At 63.1% G+C, this 16,058-nt stretch carries 13 protein-coding genes and 1 pseudogene; 10 read left to right on the plus strand and 4 right to left on the minus strand.

The annotated features are described in order from the left end of the window. Window positions 1–4 precede the first annotated feature (4 nt). Both M3A49_RS11245 and M3A49_RS11250 read left to right on the plus strand, forming a co-directional pair. On the plus strand, window positions 5–202 hold the full coding sequence (locus M3A49_RS11245; protein ID WP_266228746.1) for a hypothetical protein: 198 nt from the start codon (window positions 5–7) through the stop codon (window positions 200–202). A gap of 854 nt (window positions 203–1,056) precedes the next feature. Next, window positions 1,057–2,325, plus strand: coding sequence for an acyl-CoA dehydrogenase family protein (locus M3A49_RS11250; protein ID WP_266228747.1), 1,269 nt, complete (start codon window positions 1,057–1,059; stop codon window positions 2,323–2,325). A 36-nt stretch (window positions 2,326–2,361) separates the two neighbouring features. On the opposite strand, the gene M3A49_RS11255 is transcribed toward M3A49_RS11250, so the two are convergent. Beyond that, on the minus strand, window positions 2,362–3,462 hold the full coding sequence (locus M3A49_RS11255; protein ID WP_323183137.1) for a sigma-54 interaction domain-containing protein: 1,101 nt from the start codon (window positions 3,460–3,462) through the stop codon (window positions 2,362–2,364). Beyond that, a complete protein-coding gene (locus M3A49_RS11260) occupies window positions 3,459–4,685 on the minus strand; it encodes an acyl-CoA dehydrogenase family protein (protein WP_266228748.1) in 1,227 nt (408 codons plus the stop codon). Before M3A49_RS11260 ends, M3A49_RS11255 begins: the two co-directional genes overlap by 4 nt. Before the next feature lie 436 nt (window positions 4,686–5,121). Here M3A49_RS11260 and msuE point away from each other — a divergent pair, with 436 nt between their 5' ends. The 8 genes and pseudogenes from msuE to M3A49_RS11300 all read left to right on the plus strand — a co-directional run. Further along, complete coding sequence (gene msuE / locus M3A49_RS11265; protein ID WP_266228749.1) at window positions 5,122–5,691, plus strand: FMN reductase; 570 nt, start codon at window positions 5,122–5,124, stop codon at window positions 5,689–5,691. Window positions 5,692–5,717: 26 nt separating this feature from the next. After that, window positions 5,718–6,821 (plus strand): dimethylsulfone monooxygenase SfnG, encoded by a 1,104-nt coding sequence (gene sfnG / locus M3A49_RS11270; RefSeq protein WP_266228750.1) that lies wholly within the window; start codon window positions 5,718–5,720, stop codon window positions 6,819–6,821. A 99-nt stretch (window positions 6,822–6,920) separates the two neighbouring features. Next, window positions 6,921–7,700, plus strand: coding sequence for an ABC transporter ATP-binding protein (locus M3A49_RS11275; RefSeq protein ID WP_266228751.1), 780 nt, complete (start codon window positions 6,921–6,923; stop codon window positions 7,698–7,700). Between the two features lie 12 nt (window positions 7,701–7,712). Continuing rightward, entirely contained in the window at window positions 7,713–8,594 is an 882-nt protein-coding gene (locus M3A49_RS11280) for a branched-chain amino acid ABC transporter permease (RefSeq protein WP_266228752.1), read from the plus strand. 10 nt (window positions 8,595–8,604) lie between these two features. Next, the gene (locus tag M3A49_RS11285; protein ID WP_266228753.1) at window positions 8,605–9,639 is read left to right on the plus strand and encodes a branched-chain amino acid ABC transporter permease; all 1,035 of its coding nucleotides are present in this window, start codon (window positions 8,605–8,607) and stop codon (window positions 9,637–9,639) included. 54 nt (window positions 9,640–9,693) lie between these two features. Beyond that, entirely contained in the window at window positions 9,694–11,058 is a 1,365-nt protein-coding gene (locus M3A49_RS11290; protein ID WP_266228754.1) for an ABC transporter substrate-binding protein, read from the plus strand. A 1-nt stretch (window position 11,059) separates the two neighbouring features. After that, complete coding sequence (locus tag M3A49_RS11295) at window positions 11,060–11,860, plus strand: ABC transporter ATP-binding protein (RefSeq protein WP_266228755.1); 801 nt, start codon at window positions 11,060–11,062, stop codon at window positions 11,858–11,860. A gap of 252 nt (window positions 11,861–12,112) precedes the next feature. After that, window positions 12,113–12,474, plus strand: a pseudogene (locus tag M3A49_RS11300) (IS6 family transposase); the annotation flags it as partial. Window positions 12,475–12,715: 241 nt separating this feature from the next. Here M3A49_RS11300 and M3A49_RS11305 read toward each other — a convergent pair. Both M3A49_RS11305 and M3A49_RS11310 read right to left on the minus strand, forming a co-directional pair. Next, on the minus strand, window positions 12,716–13,780 hold the full coding sequence (locus M3A49_RS11305; protein WP_266228883.1) for a porin: 1,065 nt from the start codon (window positions 13,778–13,780) through the stop codon (window positions 12,716–12,718). 234 nt (window positions 13,781–14,014) lie between these two features. After that, window positions 14,015–15,682: a GMC oxidoreductase gene (locus tag M3A49_RS11310; RefSeq protein WP_266228756.1), complete on the minus strand. Its 1,668-nt coding sequence runs from the start codon at window positions 15,680–15,682 to the stop codon at window positions 14,015–14,017. Between the last annotated feature and the right edge of the window lie 376 nt (window positions 15,683–16,058).

Genomic DNA, 16,058 nt, shown 5'->3' on the forward strand with positions numbered 1-16,058 from the left:
GCAGATGTTGGGCAGGAAAAAGAGCGCAGAAAAGTTGAAGGTTGTGGCGGTCCGCATCGATCCGGTCATCGAGCGCGAGATCCTGTTATTACGGGAAACGACCTGCCGGAAGCCGTCCTTCTTCCCGCAGCAGTTGATCGAAGGGGGTATCAGCGCGCTGGAGGAGGTATGGTTGCCTCCCGCTCTGCTGGCGCAGGTCTGAGCGGACACGATGCCGGAACCGGTGGCGTCTAACGTGGCACCAGACCTGTTCGACGACACCGCCTTCATGGACTGAACAGGCAATCGCCGCACGGGACGGCGAACCGGGCGCCGGCGCAAACGGCAGCTTCCAGAATTCTCTGTTGGTCTGAAGCTCCTTGGGAGCGCCCAACGAGCGTGAGGGCGTAGGAGATTCGAGGCTGAGTACCTCAGGAGCCCGATGTCGCTAGCTTGTCGGAAGCAGGATCATCGAATTCCGAAAAATGCACGGGAGTGAGGTGACGCACGGTTACCGATATCAGCGTCCCGGACTCGTAGTAAAAGCATCTGGTTTTATGATAAATATGCATTCCTACTTAAAATGCTTTTGCGAAAATTTTTTGGTGGCTCTACGTGAAATCTTGTGAAAGACAAAAAATATTGCTCTTTCCAATGTGATTGGAAAGAGCAATCGTTGGCGGTGTTGCCGTGCAGTTTTCCTCTCCTTTTTCATGGCCACCTCCAGACAGAACGGACAGCACGCACGGACTCCGCATGATCAAGGCAAACGGGATACGATCAGTCCGCAACGGCTGGCCGATCTATTCGGTTGTGCTGAGTTGCAGTGTAGATCGTTTGCCTTATCAAGACCAGGTCGTCTCTACAGCGCGATTGCGCGGAGCATTCGGCGCCTTGAATCGCTGGAAATCCAGCAGTGAATCAGCAGCATGCTGTTGCTGAAGCAGCAACGTGCATGCGGTTTTGCCGCCGTACGCACACCTGCTCCCCGACCAATGAATGGCATGGCTTCTGCTTTATCGGTAAAGAACGAGGCCCGATCACGGGCCACCCATCAAGCCGATACCAGGAGCCCCTATGAGCGCATTGAATCTCGCCAGCACGGTGGCAGTTGCTCCCGTTCTTTCTCTCGGTACGGACTACGAGCCTCTCGCTTCACGTTTTCGACCCATCTTCGCCCGCATTGCCGAGGGCGTGCTCGAGCGTGAGCGCGATCGCAGGCTGCCTTATGAGCAGATCGAATGGCTCAAGGCTGCAGGCTTCGGCGCCGTTCGCGTGCCTCTCGAGCACGGCGGCGCAGGGGCTTCGCTGCCGCAGTTGATTCAGCTGCTGATCGAACTGGCCGAGGCGGATTCGAACTTGCCACAGGCGCTGCGCGGCCACTTCGCGTTCGTCGAGGATCGGCTCAATGCCGAGCCGGGCCCGGCTCGCGACGCCTGGTTCAAGCGCTTCGTAGCGGGCGAACTGGTCGGCAATGCCTGGACCGAAGTCGGCAGCGTGGCGATCGGCGACGTGATCACGCGCGTGTCGCGTGATGGCGCGCGCTGGGTCGTCAACGGCGCGAAGTACTACAGCACGGGCAGCATCTTCGCCGACTGGATTGACGTGTTTGCGCGCCGCGACGACACGGGAGAAGACGTGATCGCGGCCGTGCGGGCAAGGCAGCCCGGCGTGACGCATCACGACGACTGGGACGGTTTCGGCCAGCGCACGACGGGCAGCGGCACCACCACGTTTGTCGCCGCCGAGGTGGACGAGATCGACATCATCGACTTCTCGACTCGCTTCAAGTATCAGACCGCGTTCTACCAGTTGGTGCTGCTCGCCGTGCTCGCGGGCACGGGCCGCGCCGCGCTGCGCGACATCTCGCAGGAGGTGCGTTCGCGCCGGCGCATCTTCAGCCACGGCAATGCGCCTTCGTTCGCGCAGGACCCACAGGTGCAGCAGGTCGTGGGCCAGGTCTCGTCGCTCGTGTTCGCGGCCGAGGCCACAGCCGTGCGCGCGGCACAGGCTTCGCAACGCGCGTACGAGGCGCGTTTCGGCAGCGATGCGCAGGCCGAGCACGCAGCGAACGTCGACGCCGAACTGGATTCCGCACGCGGCCAGAGCGCGATCGCCGATCTGGTGCTGCGCGCGACCACGCTGCTGTTCAACGCGCTCGGCGCATCGGGCACGAGCGAGCAGAAGCGGCTCGATCGCCATTGGCGCAACGCACGCACGGCGGCCTCGCACAACCCGATCGTCTTCAAGGAGCGCATCGTGGGAGATCGCGAAATCAACGGCACCGAGCCGCCGTATGTCTGGGCGATCGGCGCCGGTCCCGCACCGGGGCAGAAGGCGGCCTGAGTGCGAACGCGCGGTGCCGTCCTGCAGACGGCGCCGCTATTTCAGGGCCGCGATCTCCTTCGTCCGGATCAGCCGCGCGCGCAACACGTTGCGGCTGATGCCGAGGAGCCTCGCTGCCTGGATCTGGTTGCGGTGGCTGTACTCGAACGCCGTGCGCATCACCATGTCCTCGATCTGTTCGAAGAGATTCTCGTGTTCGCCGTTGAACAGTTCGAGCAGCGCCGATTCGAGGGCGTGGTGCGGACCGCTCGGCGCACTCGCGCCAGCCGGGGTCGTGATGCCGGATGAGAACAGGTGCAGGTCGCCGTCCTGCAGGGTGTCGTGGCGACTCACGAGCAGCGCGTGATGGATCACGTTCTCCAGCTCGCGAATGTTGCCGGGCCAGCTGTACGCGAGCAGCTTCTGCTCGGCGCGCGGCGAGATCGTGCCCGGCCCGTACCCAAGCCGGCTGCGGTAGTCCTCGATGAAGTAGCGGGCGAGTGGAAGGATGTCGCCGGTGCGCTCGCGCAGCGTCGGAATGGCGAGCTGCACGACGTTGAGCCGGTAGAACAGGTCGCTGCGAAAGTGCCCGGCCGCCACCGCGTGCTGCAGATGGACGTTCGTCGCTGCCACCACGCGCACGTCGATCGGCACGCCGCGCCGGGAACCGAGCCGTACGACCTCGCGCTCCTGCAGCACGCGCAGCAGCTTGACCTGCATGGACAGCGGCAGGTCGCCGATCTCGTCGAGGAAGAGCGTGCCGCCGTTGGCCGCCTCGAACCAGCCCGGCTTGGCATGGAATGCACCCGTGAAGGCGCCTTTCTCGTGCCCGAACAGTTCGCTTTCGACCAGCGTCTCGGAAAAGGCGCCGCAGTTCACGGCGACGAACGGCTTGTCGCGCCGCTCGCTCAGGCTGTGTACGTGGCGCGCGATCAGCTCCTTGCCGGTGCCGGTCTCGCCGATGATCAGGATATTGGCGTCGCTCGGCGCGACCAGCTGGATGCGCTCAAGCAGTTCGAGCGAACGCGCATCGACGAACACCTGCGCGCGAGCGCGGATCGAGGTGGTCAACGAATGCTTGTGCGGCAGCGTCAGGACGGGCACCTCGCGGTTGGCTTCGGCATCGTCGGACCATGCGTGGGGGAGCGGGTGGTTCATGAGTAGAAGCTCGGCGTGGGATAGGTTCGATTGAGCGCCCATTCGCCGATCTCGCGGATCTTGTAGGCGAGCGGATCGTGCAGCGTATGGGTGCGCAGGTTGCGCCAGTGGCGGTCGAGCCGAAGCTCGCCGTGGGTCGCGCGGGCGCCGGCGACATCGAACATGCGAGTACAGATGTCGAGGCCCGTTTGCGCGGCGGCGATCTTCGCGCTCGCGATGGCAAGCGCCAGTGCTCCACGTTCGGTCGCGGTGAGGCGGGTGCCGCGCGACCATGCATGGTCGAGTCCGACGGCGGCTTTGTCCGCGAGCGCGCGTGCGGCTTCCAGCCCGAGCCAGAACTCGCCGTACTGGCTCAGGATGTACGGGTCCTCACCGGTACGCGCGACGTTCGAGGCCGGCCAGGGCCGCGCTTCGCTCAGGGTGTAGTGCCGCGCATCGTCGAATGCGGCCTCGCCAATGCCGAGATAGATGTTCGTCAGGATCAGTTGCGCGATGAGCGGCCGCAGCCCCGCGAACGGTGACGAGAACGGACCAGGGTCCGAGAGCAGCTCGTGATGCTCGACGCGGACCTGTTCGAACGTCAAGGAGCCACTATCGGTCTGGCGTTGGCCGAAATTGTTCCAGTCCTGGGCAATCGAAATGCCGCTTCGCTGGGTCGGGATGGCGGCCACGAGAAACGCTCGCGTTTCGGCGTGGCGCGCGGAGACGATCAGCATTTCCGAGTCGAGCGCGCCCGAGCAGAAGCTCTTCTGGCCGCTGAATTCGAGCCACCCACCGCGCGGGTGCGCAAGCGTGCGTTCGTCGAGTGGATTGAGCGCATTGCCCCAGAACCACCGGTGCCGTGAGGTCTGTTCGAACAGCGCGTGCCATTGCTCCGGCGAGCCGAACAGACGGACCGTGGCGAGCATCAGGTGATGAAATCCGAACACGTGGGCGAGTGAACTGTCGGCGCACGCAAGCACGCGTACGACGTCGAGTGTCGTGCGCCAGTTCGCACCGAGTCCGCCGTGAACGGTCGGGATGCTCAGTGCAAGCAGGCCGCTGGCGCGCAGTGCGTCGCGTTCCGCCTTGGGTGTGCCGCCGCGCGCATCGCGCTCCGCAGCGGTCTGCGCGAAGCGTTCGGCAAGACCGTGGGCGACGTGCAGCGGCGACTCGCCCTGCAGGACGGGCCGGACGTCATCGGGCGCTTCGGCCAGCGGCAACGGTAGGGGAAGGGAAGCCATCGTAGTGTGAGTGGTTGAAGCAGCCATGCACGCGCATGCGTGCTGCTGGATCAGCACAGTATTCAAGGTTTTGGCCGACGAGAGAAGCAACCATTTCTCATAACCTAATCAGGCTGCTGCGCCAGCAGCATCGAGACGCGAAGTCATGCGTCATGCGTGCCTCCATTCATGTGATGAACCGGTGCTGCTGCGTGGGAAGCAGCGAAGCAGCAGCGTTGTTGCCGGTGCGTCATCACATGTCGGCATATCGATCCGAGTGTCTCCGGGATGTGCTTATCAGGTGCATTTCCCCTTCTGGAAAGCCGCTCGACGACGAAAACGGCTGCTATGTCTGCGGCTCTGCTGTGAGTGGTCGGTTCGCGCGATTTGGCACGGTCCTTGCGTTTAGCTCATGACGGGACCGATCAGGCACGTCCCGATTCACGAAGGAATCCTCATGAGCAAGAAATACAAGATCGTCGCAGTGTCGGGCAGCTTGCAGCGGCCGTCGCGCACGCTGGCACTGGTGCACTCGCTACTGTCCGCGCTGGAGGCCGCACTGCCGGTCGAAATCCGCGTGATCGATCTCGGCGAGATCGCAGGGCGACTCTCCGGTGCGCTCACGCGTGCGCAGGTGCCGGCGGATTTCGAAGAACCTATCCGGGCGATCGAGACAGCCGACCTCGTGATCGCCGCCAGTCCGGTTTACCGCGCCTCATATACAGGCCTCTTCAAGCATCTGTTCGATCTCGTGCATCACGAGGCGCTGATCGACGTGCCCGTTTTGCTGGCCGCCACGGGCGGCAGCGACCGTCATGCGCTCGTGATCGATCATCAGCTGCGTCCGCTCTTCAGCTTCTTCCAGGCACGCACGCTGCCGGTCGGCGTCTACGCCTCCGAAAGCGATTTCGACCGCTATGAGATCGCGAGCGAGGCGTTGCAGGCTCGCATCGCACTGGCTGTCGAGCGGGCGGTCCCGCACCTCGGAGCACGCTCGGAAAACGTCACCGCGGCGCTAGCCGTCTGAATTCAAAGTCATTCAAGGAACCTTCAATGAGCCAGACTTCCCAAACCGGGGACGCCGTCAAGTTCGCCTACTGGGTGCCCAACGTGAGCGGCGGCCTCGTCGTCAGCACGATCGAGCAGCGCACCGACTGGAGCCTCGAGTACAACCAGCGTCTTGCGCAGACCGCCGAGCGCGCGGGCTTCGAATACGCGCTGAGCCAGATCCGCTTCACGGCTGGCTATGGCGCCGAGTATCAGCACGAGTCGGTTTCATTCAGCCAGGCGCTGCTGCAATCGACCACGAAGCTCAAGGTGCTCGCGGCGATCCTGCCCGGGCCGTGGCATCCGGCCGTGGTCGCCAAGCAGATCGCCACCATCGATCACATCTCGAACGGCCGCATAGCGATCAACGTCGTAAGCGGCTGGTTCAAGGGGGAGTTCACCGCGATCGGTGAACCGTGGCTCGAGCACGACGAGCGTTACCGCCGCTCGAACGAGTTCATCCGCGCGCTCAAGGGCATCTGGACCGAGGACAACTTCACGTTCAAGGGCGACTTCTACCGTTTCAACAACTACACGTTGAGTCCGAAGCCGGTGCAGAAGCCCCATCCCGAGATTTTCCAGGGCGGCAGCTCGCGCGCGGCGCGCGACAACGCAGCGAGCGTGTCGGACTGGTATTTCACGAATGGCAACACGCCCCAGAATCTCAAGGCCCAGATCGATGATATCCGTGCGAAAGCGGCGCAGAACAATCACCAGGTCCGTATCGGCGTGAACGCTTTCGTGATCGCGCGCGATACCGAAGAGGAAGCGAAGGCCGTGCTCGACGACATCATCAGACACGCGCACGTCGAGGCCGTCCATGCGTTCGGCGACGCAGTCAAGCAGGCCGGCAAGGCTTCGCCCGAAGGCGAGGGCAACTGGGCCAAATCGACCTTCGAGGATCTCGTCCAGTACAACGACGGCTTCCGCACGAACCTGATCGGCACGCCGCAGCAGATTGCCGAACGCATCGTCGAACTCAAGTCGATCGGGGTCGACCTGGTGCTGACCGGCTTCCTGCATTTCATCGAGGAAGTCGAGTATTTCGGTCAGAAGGTGCTGCCGCTCGTGCGCGAGCTCGAGGCGCAGCGCGAAAGGCAGGCCGCCTGACGCCAGTGGCGGCGGGGCGAGGCCGGGCGCGTGAGCAGACCCGGTCACATGGAACAGAAGGACACAACCGGGAAACGGCACCCCAAGGGGTGAATCAGCATGACGCAAGCCTCGACGGCCCTGCTCGCGCTCGACGGCATTTCCGTGTCGTTCGGGGGCGTCAAGGCCATTACCGATATCAGTTTCGAAGTCGCGGCAGGCGAGATCTGCGCGCTGATCGGCCCGAACGGCGCGGGCAAGAGTTCGCTACTGAACGTGATCAACGGCGTCTATCGTCCGCAGCACGGCACGCTGCGCTTCGACGGCCATGCTTACCGGCGCATGGACGCGCACGACGCCGCGCATCGCGGCATCGCGCGCACGTTCCAGAATCTGGCGCTGTTCAGGCGCATGAGCGTGTTCGACAACGTGCTGGCCGGGCGCAACCTGCATCGCCGCAGTACATGGTTCGAGCAGACACTGCACGTTGGCCGTGCCGCACGGGATGAAGCCGAACAGCGCGAGCGAGCGCAGTGCGTGATCGAAGCGCTGGATCTGCAGCCGTGGCGTGACAGCGTGGTGGGCACCTTGTCCTACGGGTTGCAGAAGCGGGTCGAGCTGGCGCGCGCGCTGGCAGCCGAACCGCGCCTGCTGCTGCTCGACGAGCCCATGGCCGGCATGAATACCGAGGAGAAGCACGCGATGGCCGGGTACGTACTCGATGCCAACGAGCATCTGGGCGTCACGGTCGTGCTGATCGAGCACGACATTGGCGTGGTGATGGGCTTGTCCGACCACGTCGTGGTGCTCGACTACGGAAAAAAGATTGCCGACGGCAGGCCCGATGAAGTCCGCACGAACCCGGACGTGCTGGCGGCCTATCTCGGCACGCGACATTGAGAGGGGCGCGCAATGCAATTTTTTATCGAGGTGCTGGTGGGCGGGCTGCTCGCCGGCGTGATGTACTCGCTGGTCGCGATCGGCTTCGTGCTGATCTACAAGGCGTCGGGCATCTTCAACTTCGCGCAGGGCTCACTCGTGCTGTTCGGTGCGCTGACCTACGTGAGTCTCGTCGAACGCGGCTGGACCTCGTGGCTGTCGTTCGGCGCGACGCTCGCCGCGCTCGTGCTGATCGCGATCGCAACCGGCCGGTTCGTGCTGCGGCCGCTCGTCAACCGCTCGCCGATCGTGCTGTTCATGGCCACCCTCGGCCTGAGCCTGATTCTCGAAGGCACGGCGCAGCTGTTCTGGGGCGCGCAGGTGCACGGGCTCGATCTCGGCATCGACGACAGGCCGCTGCACCTGGCCGGCGTGATGGTGAGCCGCTTCGACCTGTTCGCCGCCGGTACGGCCGGCTTGCTGGTCCTCGTGCTGTCGCAGTTCGCGAAGCGCTCGCGCTTCGGCCTGTCGCTGCGCGCCGTGGCGGACGATCCGCTCGCCGCGTTCGCGGTCGGCCTGCGGCTGCCGCGCATCTGGGCAATCGTCTGGGCACTGGCGGGCTTCGTCAGCCTCGTTGCGGGCCTGCTCTGGGGCGCGCGGCTCGGCGTGCAGTTCTCGCTCTCGCTCGTCGTGCTCAAGGCTCTGCCGGTGCTGATCATCGGCGGCTTCTCGTCGATCGGCGGCGCGATCGTCGGCGGCCTGCTGGTCGGCGCAACGGAGAAGCTGGCCGAAGTCTATGTCGGGAGCGTGATCGGCGACGGCATCGAGAACTGGTTCCCCTATCTGTTTGCGATGCTGTTCCTGCTCGTGCGCCCGTCCGGCCTGTTTGGCGAGGCGGCCGTCGAGCGCGTTTGAGGAAACGTTGATGGAACTGACCCGTCCCCTCGCCGAACCGCGCCGGCTGAACCTGCGCCAGCTGGCCTTGCCGCTTGCGGGAGCGCTCGTCGCGTTCGCCGGCGTGCCTCTTGTGGCGAACGACTACTGGCTGAACGCGATCCTCGTGCCATTTCTGATCCTGTCCGTGGCCGGACTCGGTCTGAACTTCCTGACCGGCTATGCGGGGCAACTGTCGCTCGGCTCGGCCGCGTTCATGTCGATCGGCGCCTATGCGACCTACAACCTGCTCGTTCGCGTGCCCGCGTTGCCGCTTCCGGTCGGCCTGCTGCTCGGCGGCCTGGTCAGTGCCGCGGCCGGCGTGCTGTTCGGACTGCCGAGCCTGCGCATCAAGGGCTTTTACCTGATCGTCTCGACGCTGGCCGCGCAGTTCTTCGTGGTCTGGCTGTTCACGCGCGTGGCGTGGTTCTCGAACTACGACACGTCCGGCGTGCTGAGCGCGCCGCAGCTCATGATCGGTCACTGGCGCATCGACACGCCGGTGTCGTGCTACCTGTTCGTGCTCGGTGTCGCGACCTTGCTGTTCGCATTCGGCGCGAGCCTCGTGCGCAGCGAGCTGGGCAGGCGCTGGATGGCCGTGCGCGACATGGAAGCCGCTGCGCGCGTGATCGGCATCCCGGTGGGGCGCAGCAAGCTGCTGGCCTTCGCGCTGAGTTCCTTCGTGCTCGGCATTGCAGGCGCGCTGTGGGCTTTTGCGTATCTCGGCACGATCGAGCCGGACGGCTTCAACCTGAATCTTTCATTCCAGGTGCTGTTCATCATCATCATCGGCGGCATGGGCAGCATCTCGGGCAACTTCCTGGGCGCAGCCTTCATCGTGTTGCTGCCGATTCTGCTTTCCAACGCGGCTGGCGCGCTGGCCTATGCAGGTATTGGCGCAGACCAGGTGCAGAACCTGCAGAGGATCGTCTTCGGCACGCTGATCATCGTCTTCCTGATCAAGGAACCGGATGGTCTTGCAAGACTCGTGCAGATCGTTCGTCAACGCCGGCCGAAGGCATTCTGAGCCGTCAATTTTTCTGCCCCATCGTTGCTCTCTTCATCCATGGAATATTTGGTTATGCAAATTAATGATGTTCGTCCCGTTCGCCCGAAATGGGGAAAGTGGTCCTCGGCTTTCGTGGCCGCGCTTGCGCTCACCATTGGCGCGTTGCCTCAGGTGCATGCTGCGGGTGAGGAATATTTTCCGCTGCAAAGCTACCGGGTCGGCCCGTACGCGGCTGGCGGCAGCGGCTTTTTCGGCGGCTTTATCGACTATCTCCAGCTGATCAACGCTCGCGACGGTGGCGTCAACGGCGTGAAGCTCGTATGGAAAGAGTGCGAGACCGAATATGTGGTGGAGAAGGGCGTCGAGTGCTATGAGCGTCTGAAGCACGGTGGCCCCGACGGCGCGCCGACCGCGGCCACGAACCCGTTATCGGTTGGCATTGCCTACGCGACGCTCGACCGCTCGACGGCCGACAAGATCCCGCTCATCACGATCAACCACGGCCGCACCGATTCGACCGATGGCGCAGTGTTTCCCTATGTGTTCCCGCTGCAGCTGAATCCGTACAGCGAGGTCTCCGCAATCGTCAACTATATCGGGCAGCGCTCGGGCGGCCTCGCCGCGCTCAAGGGCAAGAAGATCGTCGTGCTGTATCACGGCTCGCCGTACGGCCGCGAAACGATTCCTGTGGTCGATCTGCTGGCGAAGAAGTACGGCTTCGACGTGACCCAGATCGAAGTGCCGCATCCCGGCAACGAACAGGGTTCGCAGTGGCTGAAGATTCACCAGATCAATCCCGACTGGGTGATCCTGCGCGGCTGGGGTGTGATGAATCCGGTGGCGATCAAGACCGCGCAGAAGGTTGGATACCCGGTTGACCACATCATCGGTAACATCTGGAGCAACTCCGAGGAAGACGTGCGTCCGGCGGGCGATGCGGCCAGGGGCTTCATCTCGATCACGACGCACCCCTCGGGCACGGACTACCCGGTGCTGCAGGCGATCAACCAGTACGTGGTGAAGCCCGGCAACGGCAACCTCAAGGACCCGGCGCGCTTTGGCACCGTCTACTACAACCTGGGCGTGGTGAACGGCATTCTGAACGTCGAGGCGGTCCGCGTCGCGCAGCGCAAGTTCGGCAACAAGCCGCTCACGGGCGAGCAGGTGCGCTGGGGCTTCGAGCATCTGGATCTCGACGATGCGCGACTCAAGCAACTCGGCGCACTCGGCCTCGTCCAGCCGCTCAAGCTGACCTGCGCGGACCACGAAGGCGGCGGCGCCGTGCGCTTCCAGCAATGGGATGGCCGTAAGTGGAACGTGATCAGCAACTGGGTGCAGGCGGACCGCGCGCTGCTGCGTCCGATCATCGAGAAGTCGGCGCTGTCGTATGCGAAGGAAAGGGGCATTACGCCGCGCGATTGCAGCAAGGACCTCTGACATGGCGAGCCCCCCGATCCTGCAGGTCGATGAGATCGCCGTGACCTACAGCCAGATCATCCCCGCCCTGCGCGGGGTGTCGCTGGCGGTGCCCGAGGGCGCGATCGTTGCGCTGCTCGGCGGCAACGGTGCAGGCAAGACGACCACGCTCAAGGCGATCTCGAACCTCGTGCGCGCGGAGCGCGGCGAACTGACGGGTGGCCGCGTCGTCTATCGCGGCGCAGACATCGCGCGCGTCGAACCATGGACGCTGGTCGAGCGCGGGCTGGTCCAGGTGCTGGAAGGGCGGCGCTGCTTTGCGCATCTGTCGGTCGAGGAAAATCTGCGCATCGGCTCGTTCGCCCGGCGGCCTCGCCGGGCCGGGATCGAAGCAGATCTCGAACGGATCTACGCGATCTTTCCGCGTCTGAAGATTAAGCGCCACTCGCTGGCGGGATTGACGTCGGGTGGCGAGCAGCAGATGGTGGCGATCGGTCGCGCGCTGATGGCGCGTCCCTCGATGGTGCTGCTCGACGAGCCGTCAATGGGACTCGCGCCGCTGGTGGTCGAGGAAATCTTCGAGATCGTCGCGGCGCTCAACCGTGACGAGGGCGTGAGTTTTCTGCTTGCCGAGCAGAACGCGACGATGGCGCTACGTTACGCGCAGCACGGCTACGTACTCGAAGGTGGACGCGTGCTTGCCGAGGGCGCGGCGGCCGAACTGGCCCGGCTTGATGTGCTGCACGACGCATATCTTGGGGGCGCAGCCGTCGACTACACTGCGCGTCGCTCCGGGCGTGCGAGGCAGGCCTTACCTGCTTGATGTGTGGTGCGTTTGACAGAGCTGACCGGACAGCGCGCGACGAAAAACACTGTGGCTTATGCGTGTTATACGCTTCATCTTTGCGACAAAGTCGGACAGAACGTGCCCCTCTGCTGTACATGCAGTTTTTAAAGATGAGCAGCTTGTTCCTGTCATAGTTTTAGCACAGGTATATTGGATACGCTCGTTGGTCGAGGTTCACTAGTCCGGCCGGCGCTGTCACGTTGACGAAGTGCCGGGTAAGATGTGTTAATGAAGAAGACCAAATCGCTTTATCACGGCCACCGGTTTCCGGCGGCGGTCATCAGCCACGCGGTTCGCTGGTATTTCCGGTTCCACCTGAGCCTGCGCGACGTCGAGGAGTTGCTGTTCGAGCGCGGTGTGGTCGTGAGCTACGAGACCGTCCGTCGCTGGTGCGACAAATTTGGCGCGAGCTTTGCCCATCGTGTCAAAGCGGGGCCGGACTGGACATCCTGCTGCAGAAGCGGCGCGACAAGGCAGCGGCCAAACGCTTTTTCCAGCGCGTGCTGCGCTCCAATCCAGTGCCGCGTAAGATCGTCACGGACCAGCTACGCAGCTACCCGGCCGCGAAAGCAGGCATCCCGGAACTGGCGAACGCCCCAAAATCCGTTCGCGGTTTTCTGAGTCGTGGTCCCGCCTGCCGAAACTTTGTCTCGCTATGGGCAACGTGACAGCGCCCACCAGGGATCTCGAAACTTTAGGAGCGGGTCCCGCACCAGAACGCTGACTGGTCCTGAAAGCCCTGCAAGGGTTCGGGTTCGGCGATTGCACCAAACACAATTGCCTCCCGCCTGCGTGCCCGCGGACAACATCGCTCGACGGGGATGGTGCCGTTCAGAACAGGTGGCGAATGCCAACGTTGGCGCCGACTGTCGAACCCGTCACGCCATATAGTGCCCCGTTGATCGACAGGCCAGTGTCCATCGCGCCGTGGTTACGGACGAATCCGACCTGCCCATAGAGTGTCGTGCGCTTCGAGAGGTAGATTTCGGAGCCGACTGCAGCCAGGATCGAATGATTGGATGTGTCGTTACGATCCTGCGTGAACCATACGCCGCCGTTCACGTTCAGCGCTGGCGTCACACCATAGCTGAAGCCTCCGCCGTAGACGTGATTATCGAAGGAGCCCGCAACCTTGTACGAGACGAACGACGCATCGAGTGTTAGCTTTCCGAAATCGTAAGCCGCGCCGACGGTGTGGCCAGTGAACTGCACTGCGCTGGGAACGGGCGTCGTAGCGGCAGTGCCCCCGGCATTGCCGCTATACAGCGCGGCGTTGATCATTAGCCCCTTGAATGTGTATTTCAGGCTGACCGAATATTGCCGCCCCGCCTGGAAATTTCCCGCTTCGCCGCCGAGCGCCAGCATGGCGCTCCCTTGCAGGCCAGCAATGGTGGGACTCGTGTACGAAACGGAGTTCGCATTGAAGAGACCGGTGACGAGCACATTGTCGAGGTAGTTGATGAGACCGCTGCCAAACTGCGAGAATGCACGGGGATCCGATTCGAATAGCGACAGGAAGAACGGCGAATACTGCAAGCCTGCCTTCGCAGTACCAAATTTTCCATCGAGTCCGATCCACGCCTGTCGCCCGAACAAATTGCCGTTCGAGTTGGCGAATCCGCCGTTGCTCACGTTGATGCCGCTTTCGAGCACGAACAACACCTTCAGACCGCCGCCGAGGTCTTCCGTGCCCTTCATGCCCAACCGCGAGCCCCATATGCCGCCATCGGTCATCGAGAACTGCTTTCCCGCGTCGGCGCCGGTTTGGTAGCTCAAGGTCTTGCTCGTGTAGAGCAGCGCGCCGTCGAGTACGCCATAGAGCGTCACGCTGCTTTGCGCGTGAGCGGCCGTACCGATGCTGCCTGATAAAATGCCCGCTAGTACAACGACTAAAATGCGATGGGAAGGGAATGTCACGAAAAATCTCCATATATAGTTATACTTAATATCAATACAAATGTGCGACTTCTATCGTTGGCTCTAGCTGGACGATGTTATCCGCGCAGCGGCTGCGCGAACTGTCGCCGTGCGTCGTAGCGCGAGCCCATTAACCGTTAAATTTCCTATGCGTGATCGCGAGCCGCGCCTCGCCTTCCGGTTCCTGGCCGATTTGTGCTCGGCCGCGTAGCATCACCGGTCCTCGGTCTCTGGCGCCGGCGCGGGTGCGCTGGGGAGCCGATCCATTGCGTATTCGGCGAGGGCAGTGATAGTGAGCGCGGGGTTGACCCCAGGATTCGCGGGAAGGGCGGCGGCGTCGCAGACGATCATGTTCTCGTAACCAAACACTTTCAGCCCCGCATCGATAACGCCGGTGGTCGCGTTCGAGCCGATGACCGCGCCGCCGAGGATGTGCGCCGTCCATGGGGCGTTGCGGAAGGCTTCTGTCAGGGTGCTGCCCGCAACCCCGCCCGTTTCTTCGGCAAGCCACTTCACGACCTTGTGCCCGACGCCGAGGAATGTCGGGGCGGGACGGGACTTGTCGATCTCGCTGACCAGCGTGTAGCCGTTGCCGCCGCTGCGTTTCTGCGCGCGCAACCGGACCGCGTTGTCGCGAGGCTGCATGACGAGCATCGCCAGTGATCGGGCGCTCCAACCCTCGGATTGCTTGGTTGCCTTCCACCGTCTCGGGTGAAGGACGACGTTCGTTAGCCACTTGATGCGACGGACGAGGATGTTCCCCTTGCCTGTCAGGACAGTGAACTTGCCCTGCCATGCGTCGGCATGCTTCCCGACGGTAAGGAGCTCGACTTGGGTGTCCCCGTCGAAGAGCAATCGGCTGGGCGCGGTGACGTCGCGCCATGCCTCGAGATCCTGTGGGAACTGGACGCTCAGGAAGGTCTCGCTGTTCGTGCGGACCAGGTGGCCGAGTCTGTCACTGATCCTCGGTAGTGATCCTCGGTACTTGCAGTCGGCAAGGAGCTCGTTGGTTGCTACAGCTCCGCCGGCGAAGACGACGCCGCGTGCGGTGTACTCAGTGCGTGCGCGGGCCCCATCAGGGCTGCGCTGCTCTACGACCAGTTGGTACCCGTCTGCGCCGTCGGCTGCGCCGAGGGGACGTACGTCGATGACCTCCTGCTCCGGAATGATCCGGGCGCCGCTCTTCTCCGCGAACCAAAGATAGTTCTTCGTCAGCCTGTTCGCGGCGCCCGTGCGGCATCCGATCATGCAATCGCCGCAACGGATGCATCCGGTCCGTGCAGGTCCCTCGCCACCAAAGTAGGGATCGTCGACTGTCTTGCCGGGTTCGCCGAAGAACACGCCGGTCGGCGCGAGCTTGAAGCCGTCTGAGACCCCGAAGTGCTCGCCGATGCGTTTGGTCAGCTGGATCGAGACCGAGTCCCACGGGGACTCCCGCACGCCGAGCATGAACTCCGCCTTGGCGTAGTGCGCGTCGAGCACCGATTCCCAAGGCGCGAGGTCTCGCCACTGGGAGTCGTTGTAGAACCCCTGCTGCGCACGGAAAAGTACGCCCCCGTACATGAGGCTCCCACCCCCGACACCAGTCTGCGAGGCGGTCTCGACATGTTGGTACGCGACATCCCGGAGGATGCCGTAGAGCCCTTGCTCGGGGGCCCAGACGAACTTTTCAATCTCGGCTGTCGAAGTGGGTAGATCACTGTCCTCATAGCGACGACCGCGTTCGATCACGCCGACCCGGTACCCCTTCTCGGTCAGCCGGAGAGCGGCAACGCTTCCGCCGAAACCTGACCCGACGATCGCCCAGTCGAAGTCGAACTCCGGGTTCGGCGAGGCCTGCTGTACACTGTCACGAGTTGTCTCTGAGTTGGCACTCATCATTGAAGTCTCCATTGTTTATATAATATGCAAGCCCGTATATCGCTCGCTTAAGTCAAAACGCAAGTACCATCTTCGTCCAATCCGCCTCCCGGGCCGGACGATTCCGCACGAAAACTCCTTGACGACGCGTGCCGCGACGCTGCCCTTGCTGAACTGATAGTGTCAGCCGGGACTCATCGCAAAGACCTACCGACGAAATCTGTCTCCGGCCGAACGACCGTTTTGCACATCATCCGTGGCCTGCTTGATGAGAAAGCCATAAATTCCGACGCGCTACGCTGGCGACCAGAGAACTCTGCCTGAAGTCAAAGTGGCCGGCGCTCCCGCCTCAGTGACAAACGCAACCGAACTTGATTTCATGCTCGCGCATACACCG

Origin of the sequence: Paraburkholderia sp. CNPSo 3076, assembly GCF_026343935.1 — a bacterium.
Classification (GTDB): domain Bacteria; phylum Pseudomonadota; class Gammaproteobacteria; order Burkholderiales; family Burkholderiaceae; genus Paraburkholderia; species Paraburkholderia nodosa.

Bases quoted from the DNA above. Each gene is read 5' to 3' on its own strand.
- M3A49_RS11245 (WP_266228746.1), top strand. From the start codon at position 5: ATGTTGGGCAGGAAAAAGAGCGCAGAAAAGTTGAAGGTTGTGGCGGTC.
- M3A49_RS11250 (WP_266228747.1), top strand. From the start codon at position 1,057: ATGAGCGCATTGAATCTCGCCAGCACGGTGGCAGTTGCTCCCGTTCTT.
- M3A49_RS11255 (WP_323183137.1), bottom strand. From the start codon at position 3,462: ATGAACCACCCGCTCCCCCACGCATGGTCCGACGATGCCGAAGCCAAC.
- M3A49_RS11260 (WP_266228748.1), bottom strand. From the start codon at position 4,685: ATGGCTTCCCTTCCCCTACCGTTGCCGCTGGCCGAAGCGCCCGATGAC.
- msuE (WP_266228749.1), top strand. From the start codon at position 5,122: ATGAGCAAGAAATACAAGATCGTCGCAGTGTCGGGCAGCTTGCAGCGG.
- sfnG (WP_266228750.1), top strand. From the start codon at position 5,718: ATGAGCCAGACTTCCCAAACCGGGGACGCCGTCAAGTTCGCCTACTGG.
- M3A49_RS11275 (WP_266228751.1), top strand. From the start codon at position 6,921: ATGACGCAAGCCTCGACGGCCCTGCTCGCGCTCGACGGCATTTCCGTG.
- M3A49_RS11280 (WP_266228752.1), top strand. From the start codon at position 7,713: ATGCAATTTTTTATCGAGGTGCTGGTGGGCGGGCTGCTCGCCGGCGTG.
- M3A49_RS11285 (WP_266228753.1), top strand. From the start codon at position 8,605: ATGGAACTGACCCGTCCCCTCGCCGAACCGCGCCGGCTGAACCTGCGC.
- M3A49_RS11290 (WP_266228754.1), top strand. From the start codon at position 9,694: ATGCAAATTAATGATGTTCGTCCCGTTCGCCCGAAATGGGGAAAGTGG.
- M3A49_RS11295 (WP_266228755.1), top strand. From the start codon at position 11,060: ATGGCGAGCCCCCCGATCCTGCAGGTCGATGAGATCGCCGTGACCTAC.
- M3A49_RS11310 (WP_266228756.1), bottom strand. From the start codon at position 15,682: ATGATGAGTGCCAACTCAGAGACAACTCGTGACAGTGTACAGCAGGCC.